This window comes from bacterium (assembly GCA_031082185.1).
Taxonomy (GTDB): Bacteria; Sysuimicrobiota; Sysuimicrobiia; order Sysuimicrobiales; family Humicultoraceae; genus VGFA01.
Genome location: JAVHLI010000005.1, coordinates 74,383 through 91,688, shown reverse-complemented (window position 1 = coordinate 91,688; position 17,306 = coordinate 74,383). Strand labels below are relative to the sequence as shown.

At 66.3% G+C, this 17,306-nt stretch carries 17 protein-coding genes and 1 tRNA gene; 17 read left to right on the top strand and 1 reads right to left on the bottom strand.

Features of this window, described 5'->3' with window-relative positions:
* The first annotated feature begins 34 nt into the window (after positions 1 to 34).
* Genes RDU83_06580 through RDU83_06565 form a run of 4 tightly spaced genes read left to right on the top strand, consistent with a single transcriptional unit; the run spans position 35 to position 4,375 of the window.
* Positions 35 to 1,150: a branched-chain amino acid ABC transporter permease gene (locus RDU83_06580; GenBank protein MDQ7840678.1), complete on the top strand. Its 1,116-nt coding sequence runs from the start codon at positions 35 to 37 to the stop codon at positions 1,148 to 1,150.
* A 20-nt stretch (positions 1,151 to 1,170) separates the two neighbouring features.
* Positions 1,171 to 2,856 (top strand): hypothetical protein, encoded by a 1,686-nt coding sequence (locus RDU83_06575; protein MDQ7840677.1) that lies wholly within the window; start codon positions 1,171 to 1,173, stop codon positions 2,854 to 2,856.
* Position 2,857: 1 nt separating this feature from the next.
* Entirely contained in the window at positions 2,858 to 3,643 is a 786-nt protein-coding gene (locus tag RDU83_06570; protein ID MDQ7840676.1) for an ABC transporter ATP-binding protein, read from the top strand.
* 21 nt (positions 3,644 to 3,664) lie between these two features.
* A complete protein-coding gene (locus RDU83_06565; protein ID MDQ7840675.1) occupies positions 3,665 to 4,375 on the top strand; it encodes an ABC transporter ATP-binding protein in 711 nt (236 codons plus the stop codon).
* Between the two features lie 21 nt (positions 4,376 to 4,396).
* Here the strand turns inward: RDU83_06565 and RDU83_06560 are convergent, their stop codons facing one another.
* Positions 4,397 to 4,801 carry a DUF2231 domain-containing protein gene (locus tag RDU83_06560; protein MDQ7840674.1) on the bottom strand — a complete coding sequence of 135 codons (405 nt, stop codon included), beginning with the start codon at positions 4,799 to 4,801 and terminating at the stop codon, positions 4,397 to 4,399.
* A gap of 110 nt (positions 4,802 to 4,911) precedes the next feature.
* Between RDU83_06560 and tdh the strand changes: the two genes are divergently transcribed.
* The 13 genes from tdh (at position 4,912) to leuS (ending at position 17,270) form a co-directional block, all read left to right on the top strand.
* Positions 4,912 to 5,943, top strand: coding sequence for an L-threonine 3-dehydrogenase (tdh, locus tag RDU83_06555; protein MDQ7840673.1), 1,032 nt, complete (start codon positions 4,912 to 4,914; stop codon positions 5,941 to 5,943).
* Positions 5,933 to 7,123 (top strand): glycine C-acetyltransferase, encoded by a 1,191-nt coding sequence (locus tag RDU83_06550; protein MDQ7840672.1) that lies wholly within the window; start codon positions 5,933 to 5,935, stop codon positions 7,121 to 7,123. The genes tdh and RDU83_06550 overlap by 11 nt, the downstream gene beginning before the upstream one ends.
* A 13-nt stretch (positions 7,124 to 7,136) precedes the next feature.
* Entirely contained in the window at positions 7,137 to 8,375 is a 1,239-nt protein-coding gene (locus RDU83_06545) for a molybdopterin molybdotransferase MoeA (GenBank protein MDQ7840671.1), read from the top strand.
* Positions 8,372 to 8,878 (top strand): cyclic pyranopterin monophosphate synthase MoaC, encoded by a 507-nt coding sequence (gene moaC / locus RDU83_06540; protein MDQ7840670.1) that lies wholly within the window; start codon positions 8,372 to 8,374, stop codon positions 8,876 to 8,878. Before RDU83_06545 ends, moaC begins: the two co-directional genes overlap by 4 nt.
* Positions 8,875 to 9,408 (top strand): MogA/MoaB family molybdenum cofactor biosynthesis protein, encoded by a 534-nt coding sequence (locus RDU83_06535; GenBank protein ID MDQ7840669.1) that lies wholly within the window; start codon positions 8,875 to 8,877, stop codon positions 9,406 to 9,408. The genes moaC and RDU83_06535 overlap by 4 nt, the downstream gene beginning before the upstream one ends.
* Positions 9,409 to 9,454: 46 nt before the next feature.
* Positions 9,455 to 11,167 carry a succinate dehydrogenase/fumarate reductase flavoprotein subunit gene (locus RDU83_06530; protein ID MDQ7840668.1) on the top strand — a complete coding sequence of 571 codons (1,713 nt, stop codon included), beginning with the start codon at positions 9,455 to 9,457 and terminating at the stop codon, positions 11,165 to 11,167.
* A 26-nt stretch (positions 11,168 to 11,193) separates the two neighbouring features.
* Positions 11,194 to 11,658, top strand: a complete 465-nt coding sequence (gene sdhC / locus RDU83_06525) for a succinate dehydrogenase, cytochrome b556 subunit (GenBank protein MDQ7840667.1) — start codon at positions 11,194 to 11,196, stop codon at positions 11,656 to 11,658.
* A 17-nt stretch (positions 11,659 to 11,675) separates the two neighbouring features.
* Positions 11,676 to 12,038 carry a hypothetical protein gene (locus RDU83_06520; GenBank protein MDQ7840666.1) on the top strand — a complete coding sequence of 121 codons (363 nt, stop codon included), beginning with the start codon at positions 11,676 to 11,678 and terminating at the stop codon, positions 12,036 to 12,038.
* Positions 12,039 to 12,051: 13 nt separating this feature from the next.
* Positions 12,052 to 12,900 carry a succinate dehydrogenase iron-sulfur subunit gene (locus tag RDU83_06515; GenBank protein MDQ7840665.1) on the top strand — a complete coding sequence of 283 codons (849 nt, stop codon included), beginning with the start codon at positions 12,052 to 12,054 and terminating at the stop codon, positions 12,898 to 12,900.
* Between the two features lie 51 nt (positions 12,901 to 12,951).
* Entirely contained in the window at positions 12,952 to 13,440 is a 489-nt protein-coding gene (locus RDU83_06510; protein ID MDQ7840664.1) for an adenosine-specific kinase, read from the top strand.
* A 245-nt stretch (positions 13,441 to 13,685) separates the two neighbouring features.
* Positions 13,686 to 13,760 (top strand) — tRNA-Ala (locus RDU83_06505).
* 113 nt (positions 13,761 to 13,873) lie between these two features.
* Positions 13,874 to 14,800 carry a branched-chain amino acid transaminase gene (locus RDU83_06500; GenBank protein MDQ7840663.1) on the top strand — a complete coding sequence of 309 codons (927 nt, stop codon included), beginning with the start codon at positions 13,874 to 13,876 and terminating at the stop codon, positions 14,798 to 14,800.
* A 16-nt stretch (positions 14,801 to 14,816) separates the two neighbouring features.
* Positions 14,817 to 17,270, top strand: coding sequence for a leucine--tRNA ligase (gene leuS, locus RDU83_06495; protein MDQ7840662.1), 2,454 nt, complete (start codon positions 14,817 to 14,819; stop codon positions 17,268 to 17,270).
* Positions 17,271 to 17,306 lie beyond the last annotated feature (36 nt).

The following is a 17,306-nucleotide window of genomic DNA, read 5'->3' as shown; positions in this document are numbered from 1 at the left end:
AGGCTATCTGTAACCAACGAATCAACGTGGGGGGATGAGCCTGAAGATTCCATCTGGCTCATTCCCCCTGTTCAACTGGGAGGCGAGCGTGCAGAGCAGTCTGATGCGGAGGTTCACGGTCGTTGACCTCTACCTGTGGGCCTTTCGGATCGTGGTCCTCGCGGTGGTGGTCTGGGGGACGATCGGCACGATCATGGCTCGAAGGTACCCGGGCGAGGTCTGGATTGACTTCGTGGTGTATGGGCTGTCCCAGGGGAGCATCTATGCCCTGATCGCCCTTGGGTACACGATGGTGTACGGCATCCTCCGAATGATCAACTTCGCCCACGGCGAGGTCTTCATGAGCGGGGCGTACACGGGCTACTTCGTGGCCGCGGCCTTTGGGCGGTCCGGCTACCTGGATCGGAATCCCGTGGTGAGCCTTCTGGTGGTTCTGGCAGTGGCGATGATCACCTCGACGGCGATCGCGCTGCTGCTGGAGCGCGTTGCGTACCGGCCGCTGCGAGGTTCGCCGCGCCTCGTGCCGCTTATCGCGGCGATCGGGGCGTCGTTCTTCCTCCAGTACGCGTTCCGCGGCTTCTTTGGCTCCGGGTTCCAGGCTTATCCCGAGACCCAGGTCCTCAAGGGTACCTGGGCCATCGCGGGCATCAACATCCTGCGGACGCAGGCCGTGGTGATCGTGGCGGCCGTGCTGATGATGTTGGGCCTCTACGCATTCGTGATGCGCACCAAGACCGGAACCGCGATGCGGGCGGTTTCCGAGGACAGGGAAGCGGCGGCGCTGATGGGCATTGACGTGGACCGCGCGATCGTGATCGCCTTTGCCGTGGGAGCCTCAATGGCCGGGGCGGCGGGTTTCCTGTACGCGCTGGTCTTCAAGCAGGTACACTTCTTCATGGGCTTCATTCCCGGCATCAAGGCGTTCACCGCCGCTGTGCTGGGCGGCATCGGCAACATACCGGGCGCGATGCTCGGCGGGCTGTTCCTAGGCCTGTTTGAGTCGGTCGGGCCGATCCTGTTCCTCGACGGGCTTGGGATCGTGGCGCCCTATCAGCTCAAGGACGTGATCGCCTTCACCATGCTGGTCATGGTCCTGATCTTTCGGCCGTCGGGAATCATGGGCGAGCGCCTCGTGGTCAAGAAGGCATAGCCGGGATGGAGCGCGCACCGGTGAGCAGATACCGGCGACCCTGGATTGTGGCAGTCCAGAAGGGCCTGCTCTGGGGAGGAGTGGCCGTCTTTCTCGCCCTCGTGGGCATGGTCGAGACTTTCGCAGGGCGACAGCTCATCGTGGGAGTGTTCTCGCTCGGCCTTGCGCTACCGGTTCTCACCGCCGTCGTGGCGGGGTACCAGGGCGCGGCGGGCCAGGCGGGCGGCGCACACGGTGCGCCCCTGGTGCGCGGCGCCCTGGCCGGGGCGGCGGTAGGGGCGGTTGTGTCCGCGCTCGTCGTGCTGGGCGGCCTGGTCAACATGCGGAGTATGTTCGTTAGCGCCTCGCCCGCGATGTTCGCGGCGCTGTCGTTCGGCCGGGGTACCTCCGGGATTCCCCTTGTCCTGCTGGGCGCTGCCGCGGTGGGGGCGGTCGGGGCGGCTGCCTCGTTTCTGTCCGCCGGCGTTCGCCGACCGCTGGTCACTGCCCTGTCATGGACCCTGGGCGTCGGTCTCTTCCAGGAACTGCTGCAGATTCTCTTGCACGCGGAGGGCGCCCGGTCCGCGGTTCGGGAGCTGCTGTTCATCGAAGACGGACTCTCGATACGCGGCGCGACAATCGTGTTTGCCCTGTCCTGGGGTTCGAGCACCGTGTGGGCCCGCCGGGGCGGTGCCGTGCGGCAGTGGCATGGGCGGCTGAGTGCACCGCAGCAGCGTGTACTGCGCCTGGGTTCGCTGGGCGGCGCCGTGGCCTTGCTTCTGCTTGTGCCGTTGGCCGCGGGGCCATTTATCTCCCAGGTGCTTGTGCTCGTGGGGCTCTTCGCCCTGCTGGGGCTGGGGCTCAACATCGTGGTGGGCTTTGCCGGCCTGCTCGACCTAGGCTACGTCGCGTTCTTCGCTATCGGCGCCTACACCGTGGGCCTGCTGACCTCGGTGGGGGAATACGGTATCGTGGGGCTCTCGTTCTGGGCGGCCGTGCCCGTCGCGGTGGCCGTCTCCCTGGTCGCCGGCGTGCTGCTGGGCGTTCCGGTGCTGGGAATCCGCGGAGACTACCTGGCCATCGCCACCCTGGGATTCGGTGAGATCATCCGGATCCTGGTTCTGTCCGACTTCCTGCGGCCGTGGCTGGGAGGATCCCAGGGAGTGCTCGGCATCCCCAAGCCGATGATAGGCGGGTTTGAGTTCCGGGGTCCCGAGCAGCTCTTCTACCTGACCCTTGCCAGTTGCGCCCTGGTCATCTTCGTCGCCATGCGGCTGCGCGACTCGCGCCTTGGGCGGGCCTGGATGGCGGTGCGCGAGGACGAGGACGTGGCCGAGGCCATGGGGATCAACCTGGTGAACGTCAAGCTGATGGCCTTCGCGATGGGTGCTGCTTTCGGCGGCCTGAGCGGCGCGATCTTCGCGGTAATGTTAGGCTCGGTCTTTCCGCACAGCTTCCAGCTGCTCATCTCGATCAACGTGCTGTCTCTTATCATCGTAGGAGGGATGGGGAGCATGCCCGGGGTCATCGTGGGTTCGCTCTTCCTTGTCGGGCTACCCGAGCTGCTTCGCGAGTTTGCCGAGTATCGGTTCCTGATCTATGGGGCGGCCCTCGTCTTGATGATGCAGCTCCGGCCGGAGGGGTTGTGGCCGGCGGAGGCGGTGAAGCGCGAGTTGCATGCCTCCGAAGAGGCCGGTGCCGCCTCCGGGCTCCGGGGTGGTGTGTAGCATGTCCATTTTGGCCTCGCGTGGTCTGACCAAACGCTTCGGTGGCCTGGTTGCACTCAACCGGCTGGACCTGCAGGTGAGGGAGCAATCCATCCACAGCATCATCGGGCCCAACGGGGCGGGCAAGACCACCTACTTCAACTGCGTGACCGGTTTCTACAGGCAGGAAGAGGGAGAGATGATCTTCCAGGGCGTGGCCATTGACGGGCTGTCCACGGACCGCATCGCCCGGCTGGGCATCGCCCGCACCTACCAGAACATCCGGCTCTTCGCAAACATGACCGGCCTGGAGAACATCCTGGTGGGGATGCATACGCATCTGCGATCGACATGGGTCGGGGCCGTTCTGAACACCGCCTACACCCGGCAGGAAGACCAGGAGTCCACAGCGGCAGCCCGCGACCTCCTGCAGTTCGTTGGGCTCAGGGGCAAGGGCGATTTCCTGGCCAAGAACCTCCCCTATGGCGATCAGCGGCGCCTCGAGGTGGCCCGTGCGCTGGCCAGCCGGCCGGTGTTGCTGCTGCTTGACGAGCCGACGGCAGGCATGAACCCGCGCGAGACCATGGAGATGATGACCTTCATCCGGCGCCTGCGCGACGAGAAAGGCATAACCATCCTGCTGATCGAGCACCAGATGCGCGTGGTAATGGGTATTTCCGAGATCGTAACCGTGCTCGACTACGGCACCAAGATCGCGGAGGGAACCCCGCAGGAAGTGCAGAACGACCCGCGGGTGATAGAGGCGTATTTGGGCACGCGCAAGATCGGCGCGTACGCGACCCACTGATCCGACCGGGCGGGGGCCTCCATGGCGCTTCTGGAAGTTGAAGACCTGCACGTCTACTACGGGAACATCCACGCCCTCAAGGGCATCTCCCTGAAGGTGGACCCCGGCGAGATCGTCACGCTGATCGGCGCCAACGGCGCCGGGAAGAGCACCACGCTGAAGACGATCAGCGGGTTGCTGCGTCCCCGCGGCGGGCGGATAACGCTGGCCGGCGAAGCCCTGAGCGCAATGAGCCCGCACGAGATCGTAGCCAAGGGCGTTGTCCACGTACCCGAGGGCCGTAGGATCTTCGGCCGCCTGACCGTAACGGAGAACTTGGAGATGGGCGCGTTCACGCGCACCGACAGGAACGGCATAGGGCAGGATCTCGAGAGGGTGTTTGGAATGTTCCCCCGCCTCAGAGAGCGCCGCGCCCAGGTGGCAGGAACCCTATCAGGCGGCGAGCAGCAGATGCTGGCTATCGGACGGGGGCTAATGACCCGACCCAAGGTCCTGCTGCTGGACGAGCCGTCCATGGGGTTGGCGCCGGTGCTGGTGGACCTGATCTACGACTCCATCAAGGAGATCAACGCTTCGGGAACCACGATTCTGCTCGTGGAGCAGAACGCCTTCATGGCGCTGTCGGTCGCCGGCCGCGGGTACGTGCTCCAAACCGGCGAGGTAGTGCTGCAGGGTTCTTCGTCCGACCTGCAGGCCAACGAGGAGGTCCGGAGGGCATATCTGGGGGGCTAGAGGTGCCCTTCTGGAGGCCCCTCACATTGCCAGCCGGAGCTCGCCCCCAAGCCACCCCGTTACCGCGATGAGCACGGCGCCTGCCACCATCAGCGCGGCAACGACGGCGCCTCCCACGCTCGGCCGCCGCCAGCGGATCAGGAAGCTGACGGTGTACAGCAGCGTCGCAAGATAGGCGAAGACCTGGTGAACCCTGTGGCGGTCCACGAAGACTTGTCCTACGCCCTCTGCTACGAGCGGCAGCGCGTCCGCGAAGCCTGTGGCGACCGAGACCAATGCTCCCAACAGCCCCAATCCTATGAGTCCCCGCGCGGCGCGGAAGTGGAAGAGGTCCCTCGTGCGAACGTAGAGCAGGTCGAGCAGGGCGCTCGTGAGCCAGAGGGCCACGGGGAAGTGGACTGCCAGCGGGTGTAACAGATACTTCATGTCGGCCTCCAAGGGGGGGCGTTTGTGCGCCTTCCTTCGCCGCGGTGCCGGGAGCCCTCCTGCCGTCCCACGCAGGAGTGGTGTGCGCGTCGTGTCGAAGTCATTGAGTAATGCGAGCGTTGGTCAAGACGAAACCCGGGCCAGGCTGCGAACTCGTAGAACTACCGGTCCCGGCCCCCGGCCCGGGCCAGGTACTGATTCGGGTTGCCGCTGCCGGCATCTGCGGCACCGACCTGCACATCTACAAGTGGGACCCCTGGGCGCAGTCGCGCATTCGGCCCCCTCGCGTGATAGGGCACGAGTTCTGCGGCACGGTCGTGGCGACCGGCGAGGACGTGAACACCGTCAAGGCAGGCGATCGGGTGGCGGGCGAGTGCCACGTCGCCTGCGGGTGCTGCGCCCTTTGCCTCGGAGGCCAGCCGCACATCTGTCAGCGGCTCGAGATCATCGGGATCGATTGCGACGGAGCGTTCGCAGAGTACGTGGTGCTGCCGGCCGGCAACGCCTGGCCACTGGATCCAGGGATCCCATTCGAAGTGGCCGCGATAATGGATCCGCTCGGTAACGCGGTCCATACGGCTATGGCGACCGAGCTGGCCGGCCGGACCGTTCTCATAACCGGCTGCGGTCCCATAGGGCTGATGGCGATTCCCGTCTGCAAGATGGCAGGCGCCGGGGTGGTGATCGCGTCCGACGTTACTGAGAGCCGCCTGGCACTGGCCCGCAGGATGGGCGCCGATCTGGTGCTGGACGCGCGCGATGGCGGCGTCGCCGAGCGCGTCCGCGAGCGGACCGGCGGCAGCGGTGCCGATGCGGTCTTGGAGATGTCGGGCCACCCGTCCGGCATCCGGGATGCGCTGCAGGCGGTGCGGGGCGGCGGTTGGGTGGGGCTGCTGGGCCTGCCCGGAGCGCCGGTCGAGCTGGACCTGGTCAACCTGGTGATCTTCAAGGAGGTACGTTTGAAGGGTATCTTTGGTCGCCTGATGTGGCAGACCTGGGAGCAGATGAGCGCGATGCTCCGCCAGGGGCTGGACATCAGGCCCATCATCACCGACCGACTTCCGCTGGAACGGTTTGAAGAGGCCTTCGAGCGGTTGGAGTCGGGAGCGGCGGGGAAGGTGATATTGACCATTGAGCGCTGACCCGGGACATCCCCTTGCGTTTGTGGACAGCGAGCTTCAGGAGCTCCGCTCGAAGGGTCTGTGGCGCTGGCCCCGGCTCCTTGAGGGCGCACAGTCCGCGGTCGCGCGTTACGACGGGCGCGAGCTCATCAACCTGGCCTCCAACAACTACCTGGGTCTGGCCAACCATCCTGCCCTGAAGGCTGCAGCTCTGGAGGCCATCGCCACCACCGGCGTGGGGTCTGGCGCGGTACGAACCATCGCGGGCAACATGGCGATCCACCAGCAACTGGAAGCGGAACTGGCCGCCTTCAAGCACACCGAGGCCGCGCTGCTCTTCCAGTCCGGTTTCACGGCCAACGCCGGCACCGTTGCCGCGCTGCTGGGCCGGGAGGATGTGGTGGTGAGCGACGAGCTGAATCACGCCAGCATCATTGACGGCTGCCGGCTCTCCGGCGCGGACAAGAAGGTCTTCCCACACGGGGACGTCGGGGCCGCGCGCCACATGTTGGATGAGTGCCGCGGCGCCCGCCGGGTGCTCCTTATTACAGACGGCGTGTTCAGCATGGACGGTGACATCGCGCCGCTGCGGGCGCTGGTTGAGGCCGCCGAGGAGTTCGGCGCCATCATGATGGTGGACGACGCCCACGCCAGCGGCGTGCTGGGACGAGACGGCCGCGGCACCGTGGACCATTTTGATCTGCACGGTCGGGTGCACATCCAGGTGGGCACGCTCTCCAAGGCGTTCGCCGGCCTCGGGGGCTACGTGGCCGGCAGCCGGAATCTCGTGGATCTGCTGATGCACCGCGCCCGGCCCCTGCTCTTTTCCACCTCGCACCCCCCGTCGGTGGCCGCCTCTGCCCTGGCCGGCGTGCGGCTGGTGCAGCGGTGCCCTGAACTGATATCCCGGTTATGGGAGAACGCCCGGTACTTCAAGGAAGGCCTGCGTGGGTCGGGGTTCGATATCGGGATAAGCGAAACGCCGATCACACCGGTTATCGTTGGGGATGAGCTGCGCGCCCTCCAGTTCTCCGACCGGTTGTTCGAAGAGGGTGTTTTCGCGGTGGGGATCGTCCATCCGACCGTGCCTCGAGGCCGCGCGCGGGTGCGCACGATCGTGACCGCAGAGCACACCAGGGAGCATCTGGATCGGGCGCTGGAGGCGTTCGCGCGGGCCGCCCGCGCCGTGGGGGTGGCCTGATCTGACGCTTCACGTGAAGGCGTTCACCCGGTTGATTGGGCCGGACGATGCCCGCGCCCGGTACGCGGCCGTCCTGCGGCCGGGTCCGCGCGGCACCGAGCGCGTGCCCCTGCGGGCGGCGCTCGGCCGCGTACTGGCCGAAGACGCGGTTGCATCCACGGACCTGCCGCCCTTCGACCGTTCTACCATGGATGGGTGGGCGGTGCGCGCTTCCGACCTGGCCGCCGCGGCTCCAGGCCGGCCGGTGTTCCTGCAGCCCTCTGGCGAGGTTCATATGGGCGTCGCCGCGGATGTCTCTGTGCCCCCGGGCGGAGCGGTGCGGATTCCCACCGGAGGGATGTTGCCTGCCGGCGCCGACGCGGTGGTTATGCAGGAGCACGCGACGGCGGAGGGGGAGGGTCTGCTCGTATCACGCCCCGCCTTCACCGGGGAGAACGTGGTGGCACGCGGAGCCGACATCCGCGCCGGCGAGCTCGTGCTGCGCCGCGGGTGGAAACTCCGACCGGCCGACCTGGGGCTACTGGCCGGCCAGGGACTGGAGTCCGTTAGGGTCTTTCTGCCCCCGCGCGTGGCGATACTCGCCACCGGCGACGAACTGGTGCCGGCCGGAGCTCCGCTGACGTCGGGCCGCGTGCGCGACATGAACACGGCGGCACTTGCCGGTGCGGTGGAAGCGGCCGGCGGTGTGCCCACGGTCTGCGGGATCGTGGGCGATGACCGCCCGGCGATCGTGGCCGCTCTGCGCAGCGCGCTGGTGGGCCATGACATGCTGCTGGTTTCCGGTGGCTCATCGGTGGGAGAGCATGACCTTGCGGTGGAGGCCATAGAGGCTCTAGGCCCACCTGGGATCGTGGTGCACGGCATCGCGGTGCGGCCCGGCAAACCCACGGTGCTGGCCGCGGCCGGAACCGTCTCTGTGATCGGCCTGCCCGGCAACCCGGTCTCGGCGCTCGTGATCTTCGACCTCTTCGCGCGTCCGGTGCTGGAAACGATGCTGGGGATGGATCCCGGATCCCGCCCATGGGGCCTGGTGCGGGCACGGCTCTTCGAAGGGCTGCCCTCGGCACGGGTGAGGGAGGACCACCGGCGCGTCAGGCTGGAGTCGCGGCCGGACGGAATCTGGGCCGTGCCCCTGCCCGCCGGATCCCAGATCCTTACCTCCATGGCGCGCGCGGATGGGATCGTCGTCGTCCCTGCTGGTGAGATAGGACCAGGAGAGGGCGAGGAGGTCGAGGTCCGGCTTCTGACATGAAAGGTTCCCCCAGGAGGCGCGCGCTCACGCACGTGGATCGGGCCGGCCACGCCCGCATGGTGGATGTTTCTGCCAAGCCGGCGACCGCCCGCGTGGCCGTGGCGCGCGGCGAAGTTCGAATGCTGCCGGCGACCCTCGATCTCATCGTGGCCGACCGCATGACCAAAGGCGATGTGCTGGGACTGGCGCAGGTGGCCGGCGTCATGGCCGCCAAGCACACCTCGGATCTGATCCCGCTCTGCCATCCGATTGCGCTCACCGACGTGGCGGTGCGCGCTGTCCCGGACGCCTCCAGGTGTCTGGTTGCCATAGAGGCAACGGCCCGCTCTGTCGGACCCACCGGCGTGGAGATGGAGGCCCTGGCCGCGGTGGTGGGGGCGGCCCTTACAGTCTACGATATGTGCAAGGCGGTTGACCGTGGGATGACGATTGAAAACGTGCGCCTGGTGCACAAGCGCGGTGGGCGCAGCGGTACGTACCGGCGAGCTGGAGAGCAGCCGTGACCGGAAGGGCATCGCTGGAAGGAGTTCCGGTCGCCATCCTGACCCTCTCCGATACGGTGGCACGCGGTCATGGCACCGACACCAGCGGAGAGGCGATCGCCTATGCGCTGGTCGCGCTTGGAGCCCTGGTTGTGCGCCGAGAGGTCCTGGAGGACGATCGGGAGGCCATCAGCCGCGCCCTGATTCGGTACGCCGATGAGGACAGGGTGGCGTTGATCTTGACCACGGGAGGCAGCGGGTTCTCGCCCCGGGACGTGACGCCTGAGGCCACGCTCGCGGTATGCGACCGGCTGGCGCCTGGACTGGTGGAAGCCGCGCGGATCCGCACACTGGACCGCACGCCGCTGGCAATGTTGTCGCGGGCCGCGGCCGGGATCCGCGGCAGAACCCTCGTAATCAACCTCCCTGGAAGCCCTGCGGCCGTGCGGGAGTGGCTGGAGATACTGCTTCCGGTTCTCCCTCACGCTGTGCAGATGGCAGGAGGAGATGCGGGGGTCTGGGGAAAGGATCACCGCATGGGCTCCCACTAGGACGAGCTCCGGCTAGAGGACAAGATGGACGAACTGGAGGCAAAGCGTGCAGACCTATACCCATGACGTGCTGATCCTGGGAAGCGGACTGGCCGGTCTTCGAGCGGCCCTCGAGGTCCTGCGCGCCTCGCGCGGAGACCTGGACCTGGCGATTCTCTCAAAGGGGCAGTTCATGCGGGCCCACTCCGTGTGCGCCGAGGGCGGCACAGGCGCGGTGCTGCACCCCGAAGAAGGGGACAGCCTGGAGTTGCACGCCTGGGACACCATCAAGGGCAGCGACTTCCTCGCCGACCAGGACGTTGTGTCGCGATTCGTGGAAGCCGCCCCGCAGGAGATCCTGCGCCTCGATCATTGGGGGACGCCGTGGTCCAGGCGGCAGGACGGTCGCCTCGACCAGCGGGCCTTCGGCGGCCATACCTTCCCCAGGGCCACGTTTGCCGCCGACAAGACCGGGTTCTTTGAGATGCAGACCCTCTACGACACGATACAGCAGTATCGCAGCGTCGCACGATACGAGGAGTGGATGGCGACGCGCATGATCGTGCACAACGGCGTCTTTGCCGGGCTGACTGCCTGGGATCTCACCACCGGCGAGTTCGCCCTGCTGCGGGCCAAGGCCCTGATCATTGCCACCGGAGGGTGCTGCCGGCTCTACGGCTTCACCACGTACTCCCATGCGGTGACCGGCGACGGGATGGTTATGGCCTACCGGGCCGGTCTCCCGCTGAAGGACATGGAGTTCGTGCAGTTTCACCCGACCGGTCTGGTGCCTTCGGGGATTCTGATCACCGAGGCCGCCAGGGGAGAGGGTGGCCACCTGATGAACCGGGACCGGCGCCGTTTCCTGGAGGACTACGCCGCCAAGATGATGGAGCTGGCTCCACGCGACATCATCTCGCGGGCCGAGATGACCGAGATCGAGGCCGGGCGGGGCTTCATGCACGCCAGTGGCCTCGAATACGTGGAGCTGGACCTGACGCACCTGGGACGCGATCGCATCCTCGAGAGGCTGCCCCTGATCCGCGAGGTGGCCATAAAGTTCAACGGCATTGACCCTATTGACGGGTCGTTGCCTGTGAGGCCGGCGGCGCACTACTCGATGGGGGGCATCTCTACCGACATCAATGGCCAGACGCCGGTGGCAGGGGTCTGGGCTGCCGGCGAGGCGGCCTGCATGTCGCTCCATGGGGCCAACCGGCTGGGAACCAACTCCACCGCCGAGTGCCTGGTGTGGGGCGCCATCACCGGCCGAGAGGCCGCCAACTGGGCCAACAAGGAGCGCACCCTGCCCGATCCGCCGCTGTCCGAGGCCGCGGAAGAGCGGGCCAGATTGGCGGGTCTGCTGGAGGCGTGCGGACCGGAGAACCACCATCAGATCCGCGCGCGCCTGCGGCTTCTGATGGACGAGAAGGTGGGCGTCTACCGCGACGCGCAGGGTCTGGGGGCGGCGCTCAACGAGGTGCGGGAGCTCCGCGACCGGATGGGCCGCATCCACCTGGACGACCGTAGCTGGGTATACAATACGGACCTGAGCTCCGCAGTTGAAGTGCAGAACCTGTTGGACCTGGCGGAGATGGTCATAATGGGGGCGCTTGAGCGGACGGAGTCCAGGGGGAGCCACGCCCGTCGTGACTACCCTGATCGCGATGACGAGCGCTGGCTAGCGCACACGCAGGCGACCCACAGCGAGGCCGGGCCGCGACTCGCCTACACACCGGTCACGATCACGACCTGGAAGCCCGTGGAGCGCAAGTACTGATGTCGTCTATCAGGCAGGGTGGAGCCATGGCAGCTGAGGCACAGACCCCGATACGGACTCCGACACCATCACGACTGAGCATGCGGCTCGGTCTGCGGGGTTGGGTTTACGCCGGCCGGTATCCGGCAGAAAGGTACCTGTACATCCTCCATCGCCTCTGTGGGCTGGGGCTGATTCTGTACCTGCCGCTGCACGTCTGGGTTACCGGCCGGCGGCTGCAGGGTCCGGATGCATGGCAGCAGACGATGGCCATTTTGTCACGCCCGGTCTTCGTCGCAGGCGAGATCCTGGTGCTCGCCGCGTTCGTGTTTCATGCCATCAACGGTTTCCGGCTGCTGTTCGGCCATCTGGGCTGCGCGCTCGGCAGGCCCGGGCACCCGGTCTACCCCTATCCGATGGCACTGCACCGCCAACGCAGGATGGTGGTAGTGTTGATGGTCCTGGCTGGAGCTTTGCTTGCGGCCGGGGTGTGGGATCTGTTGACCAAGTAGGTGGGGGAGGAAGGGCCGTGAGGGAATCCAGGCTGTGGGCGTTACACCTGATATGCGGTGCGGGCCTGCTTGTGCTCCTTTCCCTGCACATGGGATTGATGCACTATGCCGGCATCCTTGCTCTCCTGGGGTGGGCCAGGGAGCCGGCGATGTCTTTCTCGTCGGTGGTCGAGCGTGGCCGGGGTGCGGCCTGGGCGAGCATGTACGTCTTGCTGCTGGGTTTCGCCCTCTACCACGGTCTCTACGGCCTGAGGGGCGTCCTGGGGGAGATCTGGGGCACCCCGAGGGCGGTGCGATTCATCAACACGGGCGTGGTGATCTTCGGGCTGGCGGTGCTTGTCTACGGCGTAGCGGTGGCAGTGCAGGCCGCGCGCCACTGAGGGGTAGGGTGAGATGGCGGAGATGACCGGCAATCCCGAAGGCGGCGTTCCCGAAGGTGGCATCCTGACGCTGAGGGTGGCGCGCTACGATCCCGAGCGGGACAGAGCGGCGCGGCCGCAGGAGTGGAAGGTGAAGATCCTGCCGGGCATGACCGTGCTGGACGCGCTGTTCGCGGTCAAGGAGGAGCAGGACGGATCGCTGGCGTTCCGATGCTCGTGCCGAATGGGCGTCTGCGGCTCGTGTGGAATGTTCATCAACGGGAAGCCCCGCCTGGCATGCAACACCCAGGTCAGCGAGCTGGGACCCGTAGTTGAGGTGGCGCCGCTCCCCAACCACGATGCAATCAAGGACCTGGTGCCCGACCTGGCACCGACCTTCCACAGGCATCGGGCCGTGCTCCCCTACATCATGCGGGGCGACGAGGCGGAGATGGAGTCGCCGACGCGTGAGTTTCAGCAGACGCCGGAGGAACTTGCACGCTACGTGCAGTTCACCTACTGCCTGAAGTGCAGCCTCTGCCTGGCGGCATGCCCCACGGTTGGCACCACCGAGCAATTCCTGGGGCCACAGGCGCTGGGTCAGGTCTACAGGTACGTGGCTGACAACCGCGACGAGGGCCTGAGCAAACGGGCAGGTGTGGTGGACGCGTCCCACGGAGCCTTCGGCTGCCATCTGGCCGGGGCGTGCAGCGAGGCGTGCCCCAAGGGTGTGGATCCGGCGCTGGCCATCCAGCTTCTCAAACGCAGCCTGTTTGTGGGGCCTCCGCACCGCGCGCCGGCGCAGGTGGTGCCCGCGTTCCCCGAAGGTTACCGAACGCCGGAGGCGGCAGAGCGCCCCAAGGCGCCCCCTCCGTCGGTCTAGGCCCGGGCCTGTGGGTTCACAGGCGGCAGGGCCGTGGTCTACAATGTGCCCATGGAGCTCATACTTGTCCCCATCGAGAAGCTTGAGAGCCACAACGTCATCCTGGGCCAGTCCCATTTCATCAAGACTGTTGAGGATCTTCACGAAGCCCTGGTCACCGCGGTGCCGGGCATCAAGTTCGGCCTGGCTTTCTCGGAGGCCAGCGGGAAGCGGTTGGTGCGGAAATCCGGCACGGACGAAGGGCTCATCGCCCTGGCGGTGCGGAACGTGCTGGCGCTGGGCTGCGGTCACATCTTCGTCATCGTGCTCGGCGAGGGGTTCTTCCCGATCAACGTGCTCCACGCTGTCAAGGCCTGTCCAGAAGTAGTGCACCTGTTCGCGGCCACGGCGAACCCTCTTCAGGCGATCGTCGCCGAGGAAGGGGATCAGCGCGGGGTCGTGGGAGTGCTGGACGGGTTCAAGCCGCTGGGCGTGGAGGACGACGCAGAGATCTCGTGGCGCAAGGATTTGCTACGGCGTTTTGGCTACAAGCTGGCTTGACCCCACTCTGATGGGTGATATAATCGCGCTGTCGGGCAGAGAGCCCGGCTGTCAAAGCGGCGAAGACCGGAAGCAGTAGGCAGTGGCCCGCCGGCGCCACTAGGCGCACGAGAGATTCGGGGGAGGGTGTGACCCGAACGGCGGAGCGGCCGAACTCGTCCGGGAGCCGTGGAAACGAGGGATCCCGGACGGATCCGTAGTTTCCACCGTCAGCCCGCGATAAGGGCTCAAGCGGACAGGTGCGTGGGGCAGTAGCTCAGGGGGAGAGCGCCTCTTTGGCGTAGAGGAGGTCGCGGGTTCAATTCCCGCCTGCTCCACCAATCGCCCGGCGATCGTGTGATTTCCGGCGCGCCTGTCAACCGGGGTGGTACCGCGGAGGCCGTCTTCGTCCCTATGGAGGAAGGCGGCATTGCTGTTTCTGGAGGTGCGGGGAATGAAGGCATCTGGCCGGATATGGTTAGATGGGGCGCTGGTTCCGTGGGACGAGGCCCGCATCCATGTGGCCTCGCACGTGGTCCATTATGGATCCAGCGTCTTCGAGGGCATTCGCGCCTACCAGACGCCGGGCGGGCCTGCGGTGTTCTGTTTGGGCCAGCACGTGCGACGGCTCCTGGACTCGTGCCGGATCTTCCGCATGACGCCATCCTATTCCGGCGACGATCTCACCCGGGCGATTCTGGAAACGGTGAGGGTCAACGGTCACGGGGACTGCTACATAAGGCCCGTGGTTTTCCGCGGCGTGGAGTCCCTGAGCGTGGACCACCGTAGGTGTCCGCTGCACGTGGCGGTCATAACCTTTGAGTGGGGGCGCTATCTGGGCGAGGAAGCCATCGAGCATGGCGTGGACGTCATGATCAGCTCCTGGCGGCGCGTTGCTCCCGACACCCTGCCCGGAATGGGCAAGATCGGCGGCAACTACGTGAACTCGGCGTTCGTCATCATGGAAGCGGTGGACAACGGATACGTGGAGGGCATCGCCCTGGACGTGGCGGGCTATCTGAGCGAGGGCAGCGGCGAGAACCTGTTCCTAGTCAGGGACGGCGTCGTATACACTCCTCCGCTGGCCGCCTCGATCCTAGGGGGCATAACCCGGGGCGTGGTCATGACCCTCTGCCGCGAGGCCGGCGTCGAGGTGCGCGAAATGACGATTCCCCGCGAGATGCTCTATATCGCGGACGAAGCCTTCTTCACGGGAACCGCGGCTGAGATCACGCCCATACGGTCGGTGGACCGGCAACCCGTTGGGCCGGGCCGCCGCGGACCGCTGACCGAGCAATTGCAGGAGCGGTTCTTCGGCATCACCTCGGGCCGCCTGCCCGACACCCACGGCTGGCTGACGCCGGTCCGGGAAGCCAGTTAGTCTCAAGGAGAACCCGATGCGCTACGACCCCGCCAGTATTGAGGCCAAGTGGCAGGCGCGATGGGAAGAGGACGGCCTGTACCACGCGCCCGACGGTGATCCGAGACCCAAGTTCTTCTTCCTGACGATGTACCCCTATCCCTCGGGCGACTACCTCCACATCGGCCACTGGTACGCCATGGCGCCCACGGACGTCGCCGCGCGGTACAAGAGGATGCGGGGCTTCAACGTGACGCTCCCCATGGGGTTTGACGCGTTCGGACTGCCCGCGGAGAACGCCGCGATCGAGCGGGGCATCCATCCCCACCGCTGGACGATGAGCAACATCGAGGTGATCCGGCGCCAGCTTCGTTCAATGGGCGCGATGTGGGACTGGCCGCGCGAGGTGGTCACCTGCGACCCCAGGTACTACAAGTGGAACCAGTGGTTCTTCCTCAAGATGCACGAGAGAGGCCTTGCCTACCGTGCGCTTTCGCCCGTGGACTGGTGTCCTAAGGACAACACCACGCTTGCCCGTGAGCAGGTGGTCGGCGACGACCGAGTGTGCGAGCGGTGCGGCACGCCGGTGGTCAAGAAGAACCTGGAACAATGGTTCCTGAAGATCACCGCCTACGCCGAGGAGCTGCTGGACTTCTCGAAGATTGAGTGGCCGGAGCGCGTCCGCACACTGCAGACCAACTGGATCGGTCGCAGCGAGGGCGTCGAGTTCGCGATCCCGCTCAGGGATCACCCAGGCCTGGAGTTCAGGGTCTTCACGACCAGGCCCGATACCGTCTTCGGGATGACTTTCTGCGTGCTGGCTCCCGAGCACCCGTTGGTGGATCGCCTGACCACGCCGGACCGGCGTGCCGCGATAGAGGCCTACAAGTTCAAGGCCGCGCGCGAGTCCGACATCGAGCGGCTTTCGACCGAGCGGGAGCACGACGGTGTCTTCATTGGGGCGTACGCCACCAACCCGATGAACGGCGCAGACGTGCCGGTGTTCATCGCCGACTACGTCCTGCTGAGCTACGGCACCGGAGCGATCCAGGGCGTCCCGGCTCACGACGCGCGCGATTTCGAGTTTGCCGGGAAGTACGGTCTGCCGATTCCGGTGGTTGTGGCGCCGCCGGGATGGGATGGCGGACCGCTGCCCGAGGCCTACCTGGAAGAAGGCACGATGGTTAACTCCGGGTCTTTCGATGGCCTGCCGTCCGCCGAGGGCTGGCATCGGATCGCGGACGCGATGATCACGCGCGGAGTCGGTGAGCGGAAGGTGCACTACCGCATCCACGACTGGCTGATCAGCCGGCAGCGCTACTGGGGCACCCCGATTCCGATCATCTACTGCGACGACTGCGGCGTTGTTCCGGTGCCCGTGGAACACCTGCCGGTTATCCTGCCGGAAGACGCCGAGTTCCGGCCCACCGGCGAGTCCCCGCTGAAGTATCACGACGGCTTCCGAAACGTCGCCTGCCCGCGCTGCCGCAGGCCGGCCAGGCGCGAGACCGACACGATGGACACGTTCGTTGACTCGTCGTGGTACCAGTACCGGTACCTTAGCCCAGATTACGACCAGGCCCCCTTCGATCCCCAGAAGGGGGCGTACTGGCTGCCGGTTGACCAGTACACCGGCGGCATCGAGCACGCGGTCATGCACCTGCTCTACACGCGGTTCTGGACGAAGGTGATGCGCGACATGGGTTTGGTGTCCTTCGACGAGCCGATGAAGCGGCTGTTCAATCAGGGGATCATTCTGGGCACGGACGGCAACCGGATGAGCAAGTCCCGGGGAAACGTGGTGAATCCCGACGAGTTCCTGCGCCGGTACGGTGCCGACGTGCTGCGCGCCTACCTCATGTTCATCGGACCGTGGGACGAGGGCGGCCCGTGGAACAGCCGGGGCATTGAGGGAATCTGGCGCTTCCTGGCGCGGGTTTGGTCGCTGGTGACCGTGCCGGCCGGGGAGGCTTCAGGTTCGCCGGTTCAGCCCATCGAGGCGTCCGAACTGGAGTACTGGATGCACCACACGATCAGGCGCGTGACCGAGCAGCTGGAGGGGTATAGGTTCAACACCGCGATCGCGGCGTTGATGGAGTACTCCAACGTTCTGCAGCAGGCCAGGAACTCGCCGCTTTCCGGCACGCCGCGCTGGAGCGAGGCGCTCCGGACGCTGGTGCTGCTGCTCGCGCCGCTCTGTCCCCATACCTCCGAGGAGCTCTGGGTCGAGCACCTCGGGGGCTCCTACAGCGTGCACACCCAACCCTGGCCGTCCTTCGATCCCGCCAAGGCGACCGCCAAACAGGTCACGTTGGTTTTGCAGGTGGACGGGCGCGTGCGCGACCGGGTCCAGGTGGCCGCGGAGATCACCGATGCCGAGGCCCGGGAGGTCGCGATGGCAAGCCCGCGCGTCCACCAGTTCCTGGCGGGCAAGACCGTGGCCGATGTTATCGTGGTCTCAGGCCGATTGGTCAACATAGTCGTGAGATAGCCCGCAGGACGCCCCATTCCCTGCCGATGAGATGGC